The organism is Mesorhizobium sp. WSM4837, from assembly GCF_055811435.1.
The window spans coordinates 165,735-185,111 of record NZ_JBVVQE010000001.1 but is presented as its reverse complement, the minus strand read 5'-3'; the positions used below and the strand labels follow the sequence as shown (position 1 = coordinate 185,111).

The following is a 19,377-nucleotide window of genomic DNA, read 5'->3' as shown; positions in this document are numbered from 1 at the left end:
TCCCCGCTACTTGATGATCAGGCCCATCGCCGATGCGTCATTGGCGCGCTTCCTGTGGCGCTTGGCCGCCGGACGATCGAGCGGCGTGGCGAGGCTGTCGCGCACCGGCTCGACCAGATAGGGCGTGATCAGGATCACCAGTTCCGTCTCTTCGCGCTGGAAGCGCTGTGACTGAAAAAGCGGGCCAAGCACTGGCACATCGCCGAGAACCGGAAACTTTTCCAGATTACGCGAGGTCCGCTGCTGGAAAAGACCGGCGATCGCAAAGGTCTGGCCGCTCGCCACTTCGACCGTGGTGTCAGCCCTGCGCACGACGAAACTCGGCATGGCAAAGCCATTGGCGCTGACTGAGCCTGCTTCCGACAAGGAACTGACTTCCGGCTGAACATGGAGCGCAATGCGATCGCGGCCGATCAGCGTAGGGGTGAACCCGAGGGAAACGCCGAACGACTTGTATTGAACGGTAACGACGTCCGTTCCTTGCGGAATCGGAACCGGGATTTCGCCGCCGGCAAGAAAGCTCGCGGTCTGACCGGTCATCGCTGTCAGGTTCGGTTCGGCCAGTATCTTGACAACGCCGTTGCGTTGCAGCGCTTCGATGAGAATGTCGAAGTTGATGCCCTGCGCCTGGTCCATGCTCAAACCAAGATTGCCGGTGCCGGAGGGCACGCCATTGTCCTGGAACATGTTGAACTCAAAACCGCCGCTCCTGTATCCGACAGACCAGTCGACGCCGTAGGACTGCAGCTCAGTGCGCGAGACTTCGGCGAAACGGACCCGGATATTGACCTGCTGCGACCCCTGCACGGTCATGTTGTTCAGCGGCGGCTGTTCCGGCGGCGAGAACGTGCGCGCGATATTGTCGACATCCGTTGCCTCCTCGACGCCTTGTGCCTCGCCGGTCGCAACAATGCGGGTCCCGAAGATCGAGAGATTTGTCGCCGAGTTCGGCTGCATTGCGTCTTTCGCTTCGTTGGCAGGCGTGACGTCGGGGGTGACGCGGAACTGGGCCGTTGCCTCGACCCGCTCATCGGCCGTGATTGCAATGAGGTTGGTCAGGCCGGGTTTTAGGCCGAAGACATAGACCATCCCCGGCGACACGACCTGAAGGTCCGCGATCGTGGTGTCGGCGATCAGGACGGATTCGACGGGTTCATTGAAGCGCAGCAGGCGTCCTTGCCCGACCGGCAGGTCGACCGTTGGCCGGCTCGGCAATGGCGACACATCCTGTGCCATAGCGTCGGTATATGTGAACAAAAACGCCAGCAAGACGGCAACCGTCGCGATAGCGAGCCAGCGCATCCGCCCGGCGAAAGTGGCGGATCGAACGCCTGCTGCGGTATCGTGAATTGTCATGCCGTTCCCCTCTTGAGCATGTAGTCCCCCCAATTGTCCCAATCCGCCCGGCTGGCATCATGAGGCTGCCTCTTGTCCGGCTTTCGCCTCAGCCGACGGCAGCGATCGAGAGACGTTGCGTGCCACGCCCGAGCGGCCGGATATCGTGGCCAATGGCTGGACGTTGAATTCCTGTGCGATTTCCTGGAAGGACAGGACCGGAAGCTCGATGGCATTGTGCGTGAGCAGGCTTCGCATATGACGGCGCACATCCATCGCCGCGAGGACGACGGGTGAGACATCGGTGGCGTTCTGCGACAAGGCTCGTTCGATTTCGGCGATCAATGCCTGTGCATCATCATCCGAAAGGTTCAGGAACGTGCCGGTCGATGTGCTTTGCACCGCGTTTCGCAGGATATCCTCGGCCGAGCGCTGCAGAACATAGGCTGCGATGATGTTGTTACGGCCAGCGAAGCGGAAGCTGATCTGGCGTTTCAAGGACGTGCGGATATATTCCGTAAGCAGAACGACGTCCTGTTCGCGTTGACCCCATTCGATCAGCGCTTCGAGGATCAGGCGCAGGTTGCGGATCGGCACGTTTTCGCCGACAAGTCGCCGAAGCACCTCGGCGATTTTCTGCAGCGGCACGATCTCCTGCGCCTGTCTGACCAGATCCGCATAGTCCGGCTCCATGTCCGACAGCAGCCTGCGGGTCTCCTGGATCCCGACGAAATGGCCGGCATAGAGCCGAAGTGCATTTCCGGTCCATCTGGCCGCTGTTTGCGCCGGCGTGGAGAAGACGAAGCCGGCTTCCTTCAACGCCGAAAGGTGGCGATCATCGACCCACATGAATTTGCGCCGACCGGCAATCGGAGAGCCCTTTTCGTAAGTCACATCGAGCAGATCGAGATGCGTGGGGTCCGCTTCGACAAGAACGCGGCCGGCGGGGATTTCAACATCCAGGATGGGTGCGCCCTCCAGATCGATGCGCATGCTTCTCGCTGAAAGCTTCTCGTCGACCTGCAGGCCGATAGCCGGAACGTCGACACCGAGATCGCTGAAAAGCTCGCGGCGCACGCCATCAGCGAGCGTGGCGAATTCGGGTTCCGGGACCGAGCGTCCGAGTTCGGTCCCGAAGCGTGCGACGATGCGGGATGAAGAAGGCAGTGTTCCGACGGCCGTTGATGAAAGCGATGCCGGTTTGCCGGCTTGTTCGGCCACCGCGATCTGGCCGATATCGCTGAGCTCGGATTCCCCCGCGGTACGGCGATTGATCGCATAGGCGCCCGCGCCGAAGCAGGCACCAAGGATCAGGAACACAAGGGACGGAAAACCCGGCACTATGGCCAGTCCGACCATGATCACCGCGGCGAGTGCGAGTGCACGGGGGTCGCGCAGCAGCTGGCTGGTTATTTGCTTGCCAAGGTCGCTCGTGCCGTCCGAGCTGCCGACACGCGTCACCATCGTGCCGGCGGCCACGGCGACAAGCAGTGCCGGTATCTGCGCGATCAGCCCGTCACCCACCGTGAGCAGTGAGTAGGTGACGGCGGCGTCGCCCAGCGACATATCGTGCTGCAGCGTTCCGATCGCGAAACCGCCGATCAGGTTGACCAGAATGATGACAATGCCGGCGATGACGTCGCCCTTGACGAATTTCATGGCGCCATCCATCGCGCCAAACAACTGGCTTTCACGCTCAAGCTGCTGGCGAAGCCGGCGTGCCTCCGCCTGATCGATGTCTCCGTTGCGCAACTCCGCATCGATGCTCATCTGCTTGCCGGGCAGCGCATCGAGCGTAAAGCGCGCGGCAACTTCGGCAACGCGTTCCGCACCCCGCGCAACCACGATGAACTGCGCAACGGTGATGATCAGGAAGATCACCAGGCCCACGGCAATACTGCCGCCGACGACGAAACTACCGAAGGCGGAAACGATCTCGCCTGCGTCGGCCTGGAGGAGGATCAGTCGCGTGGTCGTGATCGTGATCGCCAGCCGGAACAAGGTGGCGATGAGGATGACCGATGGCAGCGACGAGAACTGGAGCGGATGAGAAACATAAAACGAAGCCAGCAGGATAAGCACGCTGACGGCGATATTGGCGGTGATGAGAATGTCGACGAGGAAGGTCGGCAATGGAATGAGCATCATCACCACTGCAACGAGCATCAGGATGGCAATGACCAGATCGCTACGGCGTGACAGCTTGGCAAGGAACTGCAGAAGGCGTTCCGATACCGTCATTCGGCGGCTCGATGCGACAGGAAGCTCCGCAAGGCATTGTGCGCCTCGGCCTTGCGGCCGGCCACAATCAACGCGCGGCTCTTCAGCAACGCCAGCGTCGGGTGGTCCATTCCCTCGAGCGTCTCCAGCCTGGCAATGGTGGCAAGCGCCTTGTCCGCTTCGCCATCGAGTATGAGCAGATGCGCCAGCGTGCGCAGAACGCCGGCATTTCCCGGCGACAGCTGCGCCGCGATAAGCAGATATGCCGCGCCCCGCTTTGCCTGCCCGTGACACCCGTAGAGATAGCCCAGGACATGCAGCAGATGCACTGTGTCATGCGGATCAGTCAGGTTTCGATTCCTTCCTGTATCCGGGCAAGCAGATCGCGATGACGCTCGATTTCATCCTCCATCAGCGTTCTGGCAAGTGTCTTGAGTGGCTCGCCTCCCTCAAGGCCGGCAACCAGATGCGTTACAAAATGCTGGAGAATGGGTACCGAGCGACGCAGGATTGCAGGCTCGGGAATACCAGGCATGACGAAGTTGATGAGCGCCTCGTCGAGTGATTCGCTGTTCGTGCCCCGAGAGGACTGGAATTCCGCGGTTCCTGGCTTTTCCGTACCAGCGGCCGATGTCGTCCCCTGGGCCCGGCTTGCGGCCTTGTCGACGCCGTTCATCCGCCGACGGTTGATTGCCTGACCACGCACGCCTTCCGCCTGCCGCACCTCGCGGCCGGTTGTATCCATCCTTGCCGTATCGAATCGCGGCCCTTCAAGCCGGCGGTTCACGGATATTTCAGCGCGACCGTGGCGCCGCCCTTCGTCAGGAGAAGTTCCGTCTCGCCAATGCGCTTGACGGTCCAGCCGTCATTGGTGAATGCGCCCTCATGATAGCGCGCGCCGTCGGTGGCGATGACATAGGGCCGCTCGCCATACCAGATCGCCTGCAGCCTCAGGCGCGGAGCCTGCTCGGCGTTGCCGATCATGACATTGGAGGCGAGGGAGATGTGCGCGCCGAACGCCTGGTCGAACCAGGATTGCGTTTCGGTCCAGGCAGCATTCTTGTCATTGGCGATCATGCCCGAAACGACGAGCCGTCCAGGTGATTGCTGAACGGTCAATGTGCTGATGCCGGATTGCTCGAGGCGCAGCTTGAGCTGGCGTTCCGCGTCGGCGGCGCTCGGGGCTTGTGTCGGCGATGGATCGTCCAGAACACTCTGCCCGGCCTCGCCAGCGAAGGCCAACGTGATCGGTTTATCGACTTGAGCGGACAGCTTTTTGCCAATGTCGGGCTCGGCGAAGGAGAACCCATTGGCGGCGACGGAAACAGCGAAAACGGCAAAGAGAACGCTGCCCGCAACCAGCAGGGGGCGATTGGAAACAGACCAGCGATTCGGCGGGCGTTCCGGGTTGACCAGCCGGATATGGGCATCGCCGATGCTCATCGAAAGCGGCAGCTTGCAGCGGCGGCCCTGGCCTTCACGGATGACCTCGCCGGTGGCGAGCGTGACATCGCCGCCGACGGCTTCGATTTCAATCTGGCTGCCCTTGCGCCGCAATCTTGCGTGGACCGGTGCGATGCCGGCGTCCCTGAGGACTATTTCGGACTCCGTGCTCGAGCCGACCGTATACAGAGGCTCGACCAGGCTGAGTTGGGCGCCCGCGTGAAATCCGTGCGTCACGCTGAGCGCAACGGAATGTCGCGATGCCGGGGTGCTGGCGATGCCGATAGAATGAGCGGTCATGCCACTTCATCTCCCGCTGATGACAATTCAGATGCAGCCTGACAACGGCATCGAAACGTTCGTGCCGTGGACGTGCGCCGCCGGGTGCTTGCGGCGGCGCATGGTTCGAGAATCCGGCCTAGGCCTTTTCAGCCGACTGGCCGAGCGTCCTCGCGGTGCTCATCAGCATGTCATGTTGGGACTTCGCGATCTCTTTTGTGATCTCGAGGCTAAACATGCGCTCCTGATGCTTGATCATCTTGTCCAGGTTCTGTTCCGGCGACCCGGCAGCGCCGGACGTAATGGGAGGGGTAGCCATCATTGTCTCCTTGAGGGACCATTCAAGTCACAAACTCCGGAATCACGTCGACGCGATCCGGCAGGTTGCGAAAGCAGCTTAAGGCAGCGTGATCGAAAATGAAAGTCCACTTGGAATATATGAACCAGTTCGGTTCCAACTGTTGCATTGCCACCATTGGAGGAGTAACCTGCCATCGGGGTAAATGGGGTATGGCAGAATGGAACAAGGTCCTTTGGCGGAGCTGTTGGTCGAACGGTTCGAGAATATGCCGCCGCAGCTGCGGGTCGCCGCGCGTTTCGTGCTGGACCATCCTAAGGATGTCGCACTGATGTCGATGCGCGAGCAGGCGCATCAGGCCGGCGTTTCGCACAGCACGATGATGCGGTTGGCGCGATGGCTTGGCCTTGAAGGCTATGAGGATATGCGCAGCCTTTATGCGCGCGCGCTGCGTGAGACAGGCGCCGGTGAGCCGGTGCGACGGGGTGCCGACCAGGGTGGCGTTCCCGGATATTCGACTGCAGGGGTTGTCGCCGACACGCTCGCGGCGCAGGTTTCAAGTCTGGGTGAGTACGGCAATGCCTCGCAATTCATCGCCGCCGCAGACCTCCTTGCACGATCACGCAATCTGTTTGGTCTCGGCGCGCGCTCCGGTTATCCGGTCGCCAGCCACTTCGTTCACATCATGTCGTTTCTGGCTGGCGGCGACCGCAATGTGACGCTTGTCGGCGAGACGGGCGGACATGGTCTGGATGCCTTGCAGGGCGCGGGACGCGGCGACGTGCTCCTTGCTGTGGGCATGTCGCCTTATGAACGAACGACGATCGACGTGGCGCGCCAGTCGGCCAGGCAGGGTGTCGGCGTGGTGGCAATCACCGACAGCAGCGTGTCGCCGCTGGCCCGGATCGCGCGGGAGACCATCATCGTTACGGCAAATTCGCAGTCGTTCTTTCGCAGCATGGCGCCGGCGTTCGCCGCCGTCGAGATTCTGGCGGCACTGACGGCTGTGCAGTCTGAAGTGAATGCTGCCGAACGAGTAAGACAGTCGGAAGAGCAACTCGCTGCTTTCGGCATTTATTGGAAGCCGCCGCGGTAAGCTTCTGGGGCTTCCACTGTCGGGCGCGGGGGCGTTGACGGCAGGCAGACTGCCTGAACCAGGACTGGACCGGCTCCGGAGGTTGTTTGATGATCCGCCCGATTAACACCGTCAAGCCGCCGCCGCCGCCCAGGGTCGATCCAAAGGCCAATGCCGAGCAGATTACGCGGCTGCAGGCGGAAGCCACGAAATTGCAAAATGAAATCCGGCTCGCCAACAAGATGGGCGAGGCCGACGCGGCCGCGGGCGCCCGCCAGCGGCTGACGCAGGTCAATGCGGATCTGACGACGGCGCAGCCGACTGCCCCGTCGCCACAGTCGACCGCCCCGGCGCAGCCAGGACCGGAGCTGCCTGCCGCGGTCACCACGGCAAACGGCAATGGCGGCGCCACCGCCGCGCCGGCGCTTTTCACGCAGGATCTCGGCGGCGCGCCAAACCTCGTTGTTTCGCCGGAAGTCAAGGCGCCGGAAGTCAAAGCGCTGGAAGTCAAGGCGCCGAAAGTCGAGGCGCCGAACGCCAAGGCGAACGACATCCTCAAGGCGATCGATGGTGGCAAAAGCATCGACAACATCGCCGCCGAGCAGGGCGTGGCTCCCGAGGATGTGGTGGCGGCTCTGAATGCCGGCGGCATGACGGCGGTAGCGACCGAGCATGCCAACGGCGACACCCGCACGGTGGTGATCACCGCCGGAGACCGCACGATCACCGAAAACCAGGATTATCAGCACGGCGGCTACTACACCGAAGAGACCGGCCCCGACATGCAGGCGACGTCATCGCCGATCCGTGACGATCTCGGCCGCAAGGAAACCACCAGCGTCGACGCGCAGACGGGCGCGATCACGACCACGCTGGTGGACGATCTCGGCGACGGCGCGGTCACCGAACGCACGTCGAACCCGCAGACCGGCATCACCACCACCACCCACACGGCTGCCGACGGCACCGTCACGGTGGAGAAGGCCCTGCCGAACGGCGCAAAGGTTGAGACGGTAACGCCCAACAACAGCGTCGCCTTGCCGGTAACGACGGTCACGGGGCCGGATGGCGACGAAGTAATCCTGGCGCAGACCCAGACCGCCGACGGCTCGGGCGCGGCGTCGATCCAGGAGCAGCTTGCCGAGGGCATGAGCATCGAGGAGATCGCCGAGGCGAGCGATCTCACGCCCGAGCAGGTGATCGCCGAGCTGAACGCCGCCGGCCTCGAGGTGACGCAGGGCGGCGACCCGGGCGAAACCCTGCAGATCGTCGTCACGGATCCGGAGACCGGCAAGACGGTCACCTACAACAACGACTACCAACACGGTTCGACTTCGGTGACGACCATCGAGGGGAATACCGAGACGACCGATACGGTCGACGGCAATGGCAGGACCAGCCACACCGAGCGCAACACCGAGACCGGCGAGCAGACCACCACCATCGTCGACCCTAAGAACAACACCGAAACGACGATCGTCGTCGACAAGGACGGCCGGCGCACCGAGACCATTGTCGAGACGCTGGGGGATGGCGAGCCGATCGATTACGAGGTCCAACCCGGTGACAATCTGAGCGACATCGCCGAGGCGCATGGTGTGACGCTGGAGGATCTCGCCGAGAGTAATCCGGAGCTGTTCACCTCTCCGCGCGATCCCGACCTTATTCATCCCGGGGAAACCGTGGTGATCGAGGGCGGTACCAACACCACCGTCGAGGTGACGTTCAACGGCTATACAATGACCACGTCGCCGGACGGCAAGATCACGCTGACCAACGCAACGACCGGCGCCGTCACCGATATCGCGGCCGGCACCGCGCAACAGGCGCTCGCCGAGCTGCTGCTGGACATCAACCCGAACAGCAGTGACCCGCAACAGGCCAAGGAAGACCAGATACTCAAGACGATGCTGGACGGCATATTCGGCGGAGCGACGCCGGAGCTGACCACGGAGGCGCTTGAAAAGCAGCAGGCCGTGGTCGCTGCAATGGAATTGTATGGTCCGGGACAAGACGCAACCGGCGCGACTCTCGACGGTGGCCCCACGTCGGTTGGTCCCTACGGCAACCCACCGTCACCCACGGCTCCTTCGGGCGGGAAGTGGGTGCCATTGCTGGTCGACGGGAGCTGGAAATGGTTCGACCCGGAGGTGGCCAAGGCGATCGCAGCCGAGAACGTGGCGATTGCGAACTTGGGTGAGGCAGAAGCAAAGGCTGCGCAGAGCGCGGCACAGCTCGACGTCTATGCGCTGGACCCTGAATTCAAGAACGCCATGGAGGGTGCCGAGTCAACGCTCGACAAGGCGTTGGCGCCTTATGGACTGGATTGGAAGCCGCCCGAGCCGAAGGGCACACTGGCAGATGCGCAAAGCCGGTTGATCCTCGCCAACAATGCGCTTGAAAGCGCCAGCACCGCCCGGGCCGAATACGAGCAGGGCCAGACGTCACTTCTCGAAGCGATCGACAAACAGGTAGACCTGCCGACGCTCAGCGATCCCAACCAGACGGCTGTCAGCAGCCCGGACGGCCCCAGTGCCGAGGAAACCAACCAACAAGGAAAGGCCGCGCACGCGGAGGTCGCCGAGCTCTTTACAAACGTTTCGCTACACACCGCCAACGGCAACAAGGCCACGATCGATCAAATGATCAGCTCGACCGAGCTGGAGCTGAAGCTTACCGATGCCAAGCCTGGAAGCCCAGAATACACGGCCATCGAAGAGCGGCTTGAAGGTCTGCAAACGCTCCAGGGGGCCGCGGCCAATCAGGTGACCTTGGCCGAGGCATATCAGGAGTATGGGGTTGCACAGGCAGAGGCGGCGGATCTTGCCGTAATCATGGAGCCTCTCAAGCAGCAACTGCTTGCGCAGGCGCAGGAAAGGAACCCGCACCATTTCGATTGGGGAGGGTATACCAATGGACATGGTGACTTTACCGGCAAGATAGAATCGCAGGACATAGTCGAGGAGAACGGTCAACTCTATGTCGTTACCGTCTATGAGAACTATACTTTCACCGATGAGAACGGGGATGACACCAATGTACATAAATCTGCCCTGACATATGACCTCAACGACGAGGGTATCAGGGAAGATTTCCGCAACGATCCGCTCAACAAGCAGTGGCAGGAGATGCTGGCCTCGACGCAAGACACATCGTCGGCGCCGGTATGCACAGCCAACGGAACGGGATCGCAATCGGCGCTGGACGCGGCCAAGTCGAAGGTTGTCGGCGTGCAGGTCGATCAGTTTGATGCCGGATTGAGAGATGCGAAAACGGCGCTCGTCGACGCGACGACGGCACGCGACCAGGCGATCACCGACTACGGGCCGGGAACCGTAGAGGCGCCCGCTGGCACGCTCAAGCCGGGCGAGACGGCGGTGAAGATCACGGTGAACGGCCGCGCCCTGTGGGTCGCGCCGGAGGTTGCCGCGGCATACGAAGAGCAGGGGCCGGGCGCAATCGGCGACAGCGGCAAGTGGGTCCAGATCGAAATAGACGGCCAGAAGCTGTGGGTGCACCCCGAAGTTGCGGCCGCGGAAATCGATCGAGGCCAAGCGGAGACCGAAAAGAACCAATTGGAGGACTGGGAAGAAAACGTGCGGCCGGCGATGGTGGCTGGGCGCGACTGGTACGCTTTTTCCGCAAGCCACCCCAAGCTTCTCGAATACGGTTCCGCCGAGCATGAGGCGAAACTCAAGTACGAGTATTTTGAAGAACACAAGGACCAGGCGCTGGCTGGATATCAGGTCCAGTTCGAGAACCTCTACGAGGCCGGCTTCACCGGCGAATACGAGACATATACGCCGGACCAACTCAGCACTGCCGTTGGTCAGACCCTCGGGCTCGACGCGTCGAGTGAAGACGTCCAAAAGGTCACCGAAGAAATCACCGACCGCGGCGGCGACGACGCCGAGGTCAAGATCGTGCCGATCTTCTCCCTTGACCGCGGCAAGGAATTGACGACGGCTTTGTTCGCGATCAAGAGCGGCGGCGACGAAATCGGCTATGTCGACAGGGCGGGTAAATATTACAGCACCTTCGATGAATTCCAGCACGAGAATCGCCTCTTCGGCGAGAAGGGCAATCTGGTCATGGCCAAGGGCGGCGACATGTCGCTCGGCGAGGATGGTTTTTCGCTCGACGAACTGGAAGTGGCCGACGCACGCAAAGTGGATTTCTGGGACAAAGCTACCGACATTGGTCTTGGCATCGTCGCCGGTGTCTCCACCATCGTCTCGTTCGTGCCGGGTGGCCAATGGGCGATTCCCATCGCGATCGGCTCCGGTTCAATCCTTGGCGGCAAGGCTCTGATCAAAGAGGGTGATCACCTCCTGCAGGGCGGCGACTTCGACAGCCAGTCGGGTTGGAATATCGCCACCGGCGTAACTGCGTTCCTGCCCGTGGGCGCGGGTGCCCTGCGCACATTCGGCTTGGCAAAGACAAGCCTGTCCAGATCCCAGGCTTTCGCGGGCGGCTTCGGGATGACCCGCATGAAGGATGCCAGCTGGGGCATCGGCAGATTCCAGGTGAACGTAGAGGAGGCCTCTTATGCTGGTAAGGTTTCGGAGTTCATGCAAAGCGGCAACAGGCTGACCAACGCTGCGTGGGGCCTCGATGCCGGCGCCGTGGTTACCGGTGTTCCGTTGCTCGGCAAATCGGTGGAAGATCTGGCGGCGCATGGCGGCGAGATGTCCCTGCTCGAGCTCGCGAACGCAGTCGTGGGCATAGGCGTCGGCACTGTCGGCACGGGGCTGGGCGGCCGTTCGCTGTTGTCCAACATGCCTGGAACGGGCGGTACCCGGAGCGGAACTTTTCCGGATTCGGGGCCGCAACCGCGGGCCGTCTACGAGATGGGCGCTGACGGTGTCTACAGGCCGACCGGCGAGCAGGTCATGCCGGACCCGGATGAGATCATCATCGACGGCGATGTGGCCGGCGAAACATCCGGCCAGCAGGGAGCCGGTTTCAGCGCCCGGGACGGGTTTGACAACACGGGAGGGGCTGACGGTCCAACCGGTCCACGGGCGCTGCCGGCCGGCGAGTCCGACGGTCCGAACCCGCTGCCGCCCACGGGCGGCAAAGGTGATCCATCAGGCGACGGACAATCATCGAGGCCGATGGTTGTGCATGAGCAAGGCACCGACGGCGTCTATCGCCCGACCGACAAGCTGGTCTTCCACGATCCCAGTCACCCCGTTATCGAGGGGACGGTTATCAACGTCCACGATGAACGGCCGAGCGCCCCGGGTGAGCGCGGCGATCCCGAGAATGCCAGCGACCGAGACGCCCAGGGAGCGCGTGAGCAGAATGTGCGCGTCCCCGCCGACGGCGATCCGATTGTGGTTCCGCCGGTCCGCGGCGATGGAACGACGCGCCCGGCCGAGAGCGGCTTGCGGCTCGTCTGGGACCCGGCGACCAAGACGTTCACCGGCATGCCAAGCCCCAATCCCGCGGAATACGTCTACACCAGCGGCAAGGATCCGCAGCAGACGGGCTACCTCGACGGCGCACGCCCTTCCGACCCGGCCGTGCTGGCCACCCCGGACGAGGTCCTGCTCCAGTCCGAAACGGAAACACGCGGGGCGGAAGGCAGCCGCCCGTTGATGCGCTACACTCTCGGCAACCGCCATACCGGCGAGATGCTGGTCGATTTCAACCTGCCGGAAGGCCAGAGGGTTGTCGCCATACCCGAACCCAAGGCGATCACGGCGGCGCCGGAGCCGGTGCCGGCTCCTGTCGAGCTCGACCCTTCCTTGCCGGTTCTTTATCTCGGCGCCGATGGCCGCTGGACAGCCGATAAGGCCCGCACCGAGCCACCGCCCGTGACGGACACCGAGCACCCTAGCCCGGTTCGGCCCGACGGCACGCCGATCATCAACAATCGCTCGTCAAACCCGTACAGCTTCGGCCAGACGTTCACTGCAGTCAAAGCCGGCCTGCGGCGCATCGGCACGCGTTACCTGAACACCGAGCCTCGCTATGATTATCCGAAGCTCGGCGAACTGGTCGACAGCATCTATCACCGGCCGGTTCCGCAGGACGGCGTCACCGCCGGACAGGACATCTATGTCGAGGCCGGCGGCGAATACCTGCCGGCCAAGGTCGTCGTCGCCGGCCCGCAGGCGAGCATGACCCGCGACATCGTCCCCGACATCGTCCCATTGGGCGAGCATGCGACGGATGCCGGCTACCTGGGTTCCGGCCCGACCGTCGAACGCGCCAATCGCGGGTCGATAACCACGCCGAACGGCCAGCTCAGGGTCAACACCCCGGCACGGGAAGTCCATGCGTTCGATCCTGCCAAGAATCCGGAAGTCAGCCGTCGCTCGGCGCTCGGCGAAACCATGGCCACGACCTTGCCGGCGCTTCCCGACGATGCGGCAACGCCCGCGCCGATATGGACGCCCGAGCAGCTGCAACTCGTCGGCGACTACCTCAATTCTCTCGAACGCTCCAGCGATCCTGTCGTCCGCGATGCGGTGACCATGACCAGAGTGCAACTCGGGGGCAGGGCCTTGCCTCAGTCCGGCACGGACATGACGCCGGCTCAGCATCATGCGCTTGGCGAAATGCTCAACGCCGACCGCAACAGCCCGTTCACCGGCTCCAAGCCGGCCGGCCAGCTTTCGATGAACGGCCTGACGACCCTCCAGGTGTTCAGCGCACAGGGCAAGTTGCCGCATCTGTCGCCGGGAGAAGTGATCGACCAACTCTGCCTGTCGTCCGACGCCAGGCTGCCGCGCGGCGAGCAGTTCCTTACCGCAGGGGCGCTGCCAGGAAAAGCCGGCTGGACCGATGCCGGCCGTGGCATCGTCGGCGATTACCTCAAGGCTGCATCAGGCTCCACCGATCCGAACCTTGCCGCCGCGGCAAATGACGCCTCGCCGTTTTTCAAGGGGCGCGCCACCAAGCCCGGCAAGGCCGTGACTGCCGCGCAGCAGGATGCGCTCATGCAGGTCCTGGCGGCCGACAGTGGCAGCACGTGGGTTTTCGGTCCGAAGCTTCAGCCGGGCTCTTCGTTCAAACCCGCCGGCAAGCTTTCGCCGGAAGGCCGCTACAATGATGAGGTCCTGTCCGGCCACGACACCTGGACGCCGTATCTTTGGCGAGAGATGCGCGGTTACGCCGCCAACCAGCAGAAATCTGCGGACCCCGCGGTCCAGTCGCTCGCGCACGCGCTGGAGAAAGCGCTGCCCGCAAGCAAGCCCAGGGCCGGGACCGAGATCAACAGCGAGGTGCCCGTCCTGCTGGAGCGGTTGCTGAATGCCGACAAGGCGAGTTCGTGGCGCGCCCCGACATTCTTCACCGATGCACAAGGGGTCTGGCGGTCCGACCGCGCCACTGTCTCCTGGTTCCTGCAGGAACACGAAGCCAATGTCCTGGGCGGCCCCGTGCTGAACGACGTGGTGACCAACGGCGCCTTGCTGGCTGCCGGGTGGATCCTCGGCCCCGACGGCCGCACGATCACGCTCGGCGGATCGATGCTCGGCATCGGCCTCAAAGTGCCGCTGCCCAGCCGTCAGGTCTATGGCGAACTCAGCCTGAAGAACAACGGCCCCGACGGCGGCACCGGCTTCCTGCTCCCGGTCCATCCCAACGATGCGAAGGGCCAGAAACTCTTCGTCAATGGATACCGGCCGAATTTCGCTTATGATGAGGCGGCGGCTCCCTCCGCCCAGTGGGTCGCATCGGCGCCGATGCTGTCGAAGAACACGTTCCAGAACGAAAAAGCCGCTGGCGTTTCACTATCCATCTTTGGCTTCTCTCTGAGCGGGGCCTACGTCAATCGCACGCTGCGCTATCTCGGCGGCGAAGGCGGCCGGCCGGGATATACGCACAGGGAGCCTGGCCCGCTCAGTCAACGGGCAGCCTCTTTCTGGGAGGAGGCGGCGAGAGGTGGCGCCAGCCACTATAGCTCCGAAGGCAAGGTGCCGGGTTTCGAGGATCGTCTCCTCTACCGCAACTACAACGTCATGGCGCCCTTCGGAGGCGGCAAGGAACCCTGGCGCGGCACCCCCGCCTTCGAGGGCGTTCCGCGCGAGACGGGCGCCGGGCCGCTCAACCGCCTGGACCGCAAGGACCACGGCGCCGGTCTCGCCCTGAACTATGGGCCATTGCCGCTAACGACGGTGGAACTCGGCTCGGTGAGGAAGGATGTTGACCCGCATGCCCGTACCGCCCGCGCGCATCCCGGATCCTCCGAAGGCGCGCAAAAGGTTTTCTCCGCGCTGGAGACTTCGGGGGGGCAACTGACGCCGGACGTTCTGCAGCATCTCGACGCCTATCTCGCAGAGGTTGCGGCATCGCCGCACGGCGATTTAAAGTTCGCTGGTCAGCGCGTGTTGGATGTGTTCCCGGAACTGGGCGTGGCGCCATATCCGGACCAACTCGCCGGCGGACGGCCAGACGGCATGAGCCGGCCAGCATGGAAAGCGTTGCGGCAACAGCTGGACCAGCAGGCCCGCAGCGAGCTGACGCCCACGCAGGCGCATTACCTCAACCGGCTGCTCGAACAGGATGTGCTGCACAATTCGCCGCCGACCCCGCCAGCACTGGGCTCGGGACGGCCGGATGGAACCCCGCCGCCACTGGGCCTAGGGCCGTCGGATGACACCCCTCCGGCGCTGGGCCCGGGGTCGTCGGAAAAAACGGTTCGGATCGTGGACGAGAATGGCGAAACGGCCACCGTGAGGTATCTCGGGACGCCGCCCAAGAGCGCGGAGAACGTATACGTGCCGCCTGCGGATGGTCCGCAACTCCGCGGCGACGACCCGACCTTGGCTCACAAGTCGCATATTCTGCATCGCGATCCGGAAACCGGGGAGCCGGTGGTGCTGCCCTGGATACGTGGGGCTTCCGATGACCATGTGCCGGGGAGCCTTCCCGAGGAAGGCAATCTGCCCGTCGACGGCGCCGGCGACCCCGCAAGACCCTTGCGCGGCAATGTCGGCCCCTATGTTTTCCGCGCCGATACACGCGCGCCGAGCGAGATCAGGGACGCCGGCGGCTTCTCGCCGCCGCCGCCGACCGGAATCTGGGTGGACAATCCGCAAGGCATCGTCCTGAGCAACTATGTGCTGGGCAATACCCATGGCCGTTTCGTTGGCACCAGCCAGTCGATCTCGGGCGCCAAGGCTTTCGTTTCGGAAGAGTCACGGGCCGCGCGGCAGCAGGGCCATACCTATCTCTACACGCTCAATCCGAGTAGACCGCGCCTCCACGTCCCGACCGAGTTCGAGGCGATGGGCCGGCCGGTCAGCGACAGCATGGCCCGTGTCGACGAGACTGCAATCGACGGCAGCATACCATGGAACGAGGTCCATGGCTGGCGGATGATGGATCCGGACGGCAATTTCGTCGGTGAGTTCACGCGCAATGAGGATGCCGTCGCGCCTGGCGGATCGACACAAAAACGCCCGCAGGTGATCTTGCGGCCGGCCGACGAGTTCTGGGATGCGCCAGAACAGGCCGAAGCGCCGCCGCCGCCAGTGGCCGCGGTGGTCGGCCACGAACCCCCGGCCGTGGCCGGCGAAACGCCGCCGACAGAGAATAGTGCTGCCGAAACGCCGACAGCCGCGACATGGCCGCCGGCGCCTGACCGGGGCAGGGCGGTTTTAGACCCCGTCAGCGGAAACATCATCAGCCTTGAGCTTCCGGCGAGTTTCGCCGCGGAGCCGGGATTTGCCGAACCTGTGCGGGCACCGACCGGGCCGGAGGTCAGAGCGCTTGCAGCCGATAAGATTGCCGGGCTGACCGGTCCGCAATTGCACGCCATCAAGCCGGAGAACATCGCCAAGCTGCCGCCTGAGCAGGTGGCTGCGCTGAGCCCCGAGCAGATCCGGCAGTTGACGTTCGATCAGCTTGCCGCGCTTCCACCGAAGCAGTTGCGGGCGCTGGGTGGCGAACAGCTCCAGGCGATCAGGCCAAGCAAATTGCAGGCTGTTGCCTCTGGCCGGATCACCGGCTTGCGGCCGGATCAGGTCGCGGCCTTCTCGCAAGAGCAACTCGCCGGATTGACCATCGAGCAGGTGCGCAAGCTGACGCCCGATCAGATCGCCAAGCTCAGTGACGAGCAGCGCAACGCCCTTACGCTGGAACAGGTCACCGCCATGCGGCCTGCCCAATTCAGCCATCTCAATGCCACCCAGTTTGCGGCGCTGGACCCAGCTCTCGTCGCGGCACGCAATCCTGCGACAATGGCAAAGCTGTCTCCACGCCACGTCTCGGCACTGATGCGGGAGCAGCTTGACGCTCTGACCATTCATCAGATCGAGGCGCTGACGAAACAGCAGATAGCGGCGCTGACGCCGAAGCAGCTTGGCGAGTTGAGCCCCGGCCAGTTGCGCAAGTTCACGCCCAGGCAATTTACTTGGATGTCGACGGAGCAAACGAACGCGCTTTCGGTGCTGCAGATGACCACTTATCGGGCGACCCACAAGAAGATCATGACGCCGGATCAAACTGCGGCCGTCGATCAGGCGCTGACCCTCGCCCGCATCAAGGAGAACGCGCAGTTGGTCGCGACCTTTGGTCCAATGGCCGGCTCCTCCTACACGGTATGGCAGATACTGCCACCGCATTGGGCCGCGACGGCTGCGGGCGTTGCGTTCGGCGTGCGCGGCATCGTCTTCAGCGCGCAATCGGTCTTTCCGAACGCCACGGCAAATCACAAGCCGCTGGGACGCGCCCTCAATGCCGCGAGCGGGGCGTCGTTCATCTTCTCGTCTCCAGGCTCGGCCGCTGGGCTGCTGCGCGGCGACAATGTCTGGTTGAACGGTTCCTTCTCGCTGGGCAATGTGATCTACGGCACGAAATCCGCGCTGCAGTCGATCGCCGGACGGCCGGTGTTGCGGAACGTGGCCGAGCATCTGGCCGGTCCTGGTTATGTCTTCGGCTCCCTTCTCTACACGGCACAGAACCTGCACTCGCCGCTGGCCGCGACGGCGGGCGCCTTGTTCACCGTCGGCAGCGCCGAGTTCTGGGTGTCGGCCGCGCGCACCGATCTGCTCAACCGCCGGGCCGTGCCGAGGACGCCAGAGCAGATCGACGCCCGGGCAAAGTCCGACGCGCGCTGGGGGATCGCCGATCGCATCGCGCTTGGCGTGACCTTCGGCGTCGGCATGCTGCTGTTTGCCTGGGATGCGCTGGACGACCAGCCATGGAACACCGGCAAGACGCCGCCGACCGACCCGACCGCGCCGGGCGACGCACCTTCCGGCGTCGATGGCGCGCTACCGGACGAACAGACCGCGCCGGGTAACGATCCTTCCGGTGTCGAGGGCGCGCCGCCGGACGAACAGACCGAGCAGCCTGATCCCGGGACGCAAACCCCGCCGCAGGACTTCCCGCAACTCGCCGTGCTGGCCGATGACGGCCTGAACTTGCGGACCCAGCCTGACGGGGATTCGACCGTGGTGACGGTTCTGCAACCCGGGAGCTTCGTCGAGCAGACCGCCGCGCCTTCGGCAGACGAGTCAGGGGAGGCCTGGATACCGGTCGAAGGTTTCGGGCCGGACGGCGAAATGCATAGTGGCTGGGTTTCCGGCGATCATGTCGAGGCGCATGCCGACGGCAGCAGCAACCCTGCGGGCCGCACCAATCCAACGCTGGAGCAAGACGGCTACCAGTGGGTCGAGGTCAAGAACGGCGACAGCATTCGCCTGATCGCCAGGACCCATTCCGCGGATGTGGCCGAGACGGTGGTGCTCAACATGGACCATATAATGAGCCCGGATGTGATCTTCTCAGGCGACCGCATCTACCTGCCGGCCACCTTGGTCGGCTGAGAAACCGCGGGCCTGAGCTTGTCGGTTCTCGCAGCATAGGCATGCGCAACGCAGCCGGCCAGCTTTGCCGCCCGCTCCGCTATCGGATTGGAGGGTTCGGAAGAGTAGGAGGCGGTGAACTGCAGGTCGGACGGGTGCCATTCGCATTCGACGATGCGCAGTTTTCCGCTTGCGAGATAGTCCTGGACGACGCCCTCGGGCAGCGAGGCTATGCCGATCCGGTTGAGTGTCATCGTGATGGAAGCGGCCAGCGAATTGGCCGGAAAGATGCGCGGCGTCTCTTCGAATTCGCCGGTGAGCTTGCGGTAGAGTTCGCTGTAGGGTCGCGTGGTGCGGGCGTAGCTGATGATCGGAAACTGCATCAGGTCGTTCAGCGTCACCTTGCGCCGGTTGGGCAATTCCAATTGCGGCGAGCAGACCCAGACAAGCGGAAAGGACGGCATCTCGATATTCTCGATGCTGTACTCCAGGACAGGGCCCATCAGCACCGCAAGATCGAGCCGATGTGACATGAGTTCGTTGCGAAGGGTCGTCGTCGCATCGACGACGATATCGGTATCGACGAGCGGAAAGTTTGCTTTCAGCGCCTTGAGGAAATCCGGCAGCCAGGTGTGCACGATCGTTTCGGCGACGCCAAGCCGTAGCACCCTCGTCGTCTCTGACGTCTCTGAAAGCGAGCTGGCCATCAGCTGCAGCCGCTCCGCGACGCGCAGAACCCGTTGGGCAGGTGGCAGCAGCCGTTGTCCCTCGGCGGTCAGCCTGACCGTGCTGCTCTGCCGCTCGAACAGCTTGGCGCCAAGCGCTTCCTCCAGCCCGGCTATTCGGGTGGACACCGCCGGCTGCGTGGTGTTCAGGCGCTCCGCCGCCCTGCGAAAGCTTCCGAACGTCGCCACCAGGAGAAAGGTTTCGAGCTGCTTGATGTTGAAAGGTATCACGACTGG

The 19,377-nt window shown here is 63.5% G+C and carries 9 protein-coding genes; 2 read left to right on the top strand and 7 right to left on the bottom strand.

The features are described from left to right. Positions 1–6: 6 nt before the first annotated feature. The 6 genes from AC0L3D_RS00840 to AC0L3D_RS00815 form a co-directional block, all read right to left on the bottom strand. Entirely contained in the window at positions 7–1,356 is a 1,350-nt protein-coding gene (locus AC0L3D_RS00840) for a type II and III secretion system protein family protein (protein WP_287171963.1), read from the bottom strand. A gap of 57 nt (positions 1,357–1,413) precedes the next feature. Next, positions 1,414–3,576 carry a type III secretion system export apparatus subunit SctV gene (gene sctV, locus AC0L3D_RS00835; protein ID WP_473627392.1) on the bottom strand — a complete coding sequence of 721 codons (2,163 nt, stop codon included), beginning with the start codon at positions 3,574–3,576 and terminating at the stop codon, positions 1,414–1,416. Beyond that, positions 3,573–3,884 (bottom strand): tetratricopeptide repeat protein, encoded by a 312-nt coding sequence (locus AC0L3D_RS00830; protein WP_287171961.1) that lies wholly within the window; start codon positions 3,882–3,884, stop codon positions 3,573–3,575. Before AC0L3D_RS00830 ends, sctV begins: the two co-directional genes overlap by 4 nt. Before the next feature lie 17 nt (positions 3,885–3,901). Continuing rightward, positions 3,902–4,342 carry a hypothetical protein gene (locus AC0L3D_RS00825; protein ID WP_473627390.1) on the bottom strand — a complete coding sequence of 147 codons (441 nt, stop codon included), beginning with the start codon at positions 4,340–4,342 and terminating at the stop codon, positions 3,902–3,904. Continuing rightward, positions 4,339–5,298: a SctD/MshK family protein gene (locus AC0L3D_RS00820; protein ID WP_473627388.1), complete on the bottom strand. Its 960-nt coding sequence runs from the start codon at positions 5,296–5,298 to the stop codon at positions 4,339–4,341. Before AC0L3D_RS00820 ends, AC0L3D_RS00825 begins: the two co-directional genes overlap by 4 nt. Positions 5,299–5,416: 118 nt before the next feature. After that, positions 5,417–5,596 (bottom strand): hypothetical protein, encoded by a 180-nt coding sequence (locus AC0L3D_RS00815; protein ID WP_023799517.1) that lies wholly within the window; start codon positions 5,594–5,596, stop codon positions 5,417–5,419. Positions 5,597–5,810: 214 nt separating this feature from the next. On the opposite strand from AC0L3D_RS00815, the gene AC0L3D_RS00810 reads away from it, so the two are divergent. Then, on the top strand, positions 5,811–6,671 hold the full coding sequence (locus AC0L3D_RS00810; RefSeq protein WP_473642711.1) for a MurR/RpiR family transcriptional regulator: 861 nt from the start codon (positions 5,811–5,813) through the stop codon (positions 6,669–6,671). An 89-nt stretch (positions 6,672–6,760) separates the two neighbouring features. After that, positions 6,761–18,436, top strand: coding sequence for a LysM peptidoglycan-binding domain-containing protein (locus AC0L3D_RS00805; RefSeq protein WP_473642709.1), 11,676 nt, complete (start codon positions 6,761–6,763; stop codon positions 18,434–18,436). On the opposite strand, the gene AC0L3D_RS00800 is transcribed toward AC0L3D_RS00805, so the two are convergent. Further along, entirely contained in the window at positions 18,409–19,371 is a 963-nt protein-coding gene (locus AC0L3D_RS00800; protein ID WP_473627384.1) for a LysR family transcriptional regulator, read from the bottom strand. The genes AC0L3D_RS00805 and AC0L3D_RS00800 overlap by 28 nt on opposite strands. Positions 19,372–19,377: the final 6 nt, after the last annotated feature.

Coding starts and splice junctions, on each gene's coding strand:
- AC0L3D_RS00840 (WP_287171963.1), bottom strand. CDS start 1,356: ATGACAATTCACGATACCGCAGCAGGCGTTCGATCCGCCACTTTCGCC.
- sctV (WP_473627392.1), bottom strand. CDS start 3,576: ATGACGGTATCGGAACGCCTTCTGCAGTTCCTTGCCAAGCTGTCACGC.
- AC0L3D_RS00820 (WP_473627388.1), bottom strand. CDS start 5,298: ATGACCGCTCATTCTATCGGCATCGCCAGCACCCCGGCATCGCGACAT.
- AC0L3D_RS00815 (WP_023799517.1), bottom strand. CDS start 5,596: ATGGCTACCCCTCCCATTACGTCCGGCGCTGCCGGGTCGCCGGAACAG.
- AC0L3D_RS00805 (WP_473642709.1), top strand. CDS start 6,761: ATGATCCGCCCGATTAACACCGTCAAGCCGCCGCCGCCGCCCAGGGTC.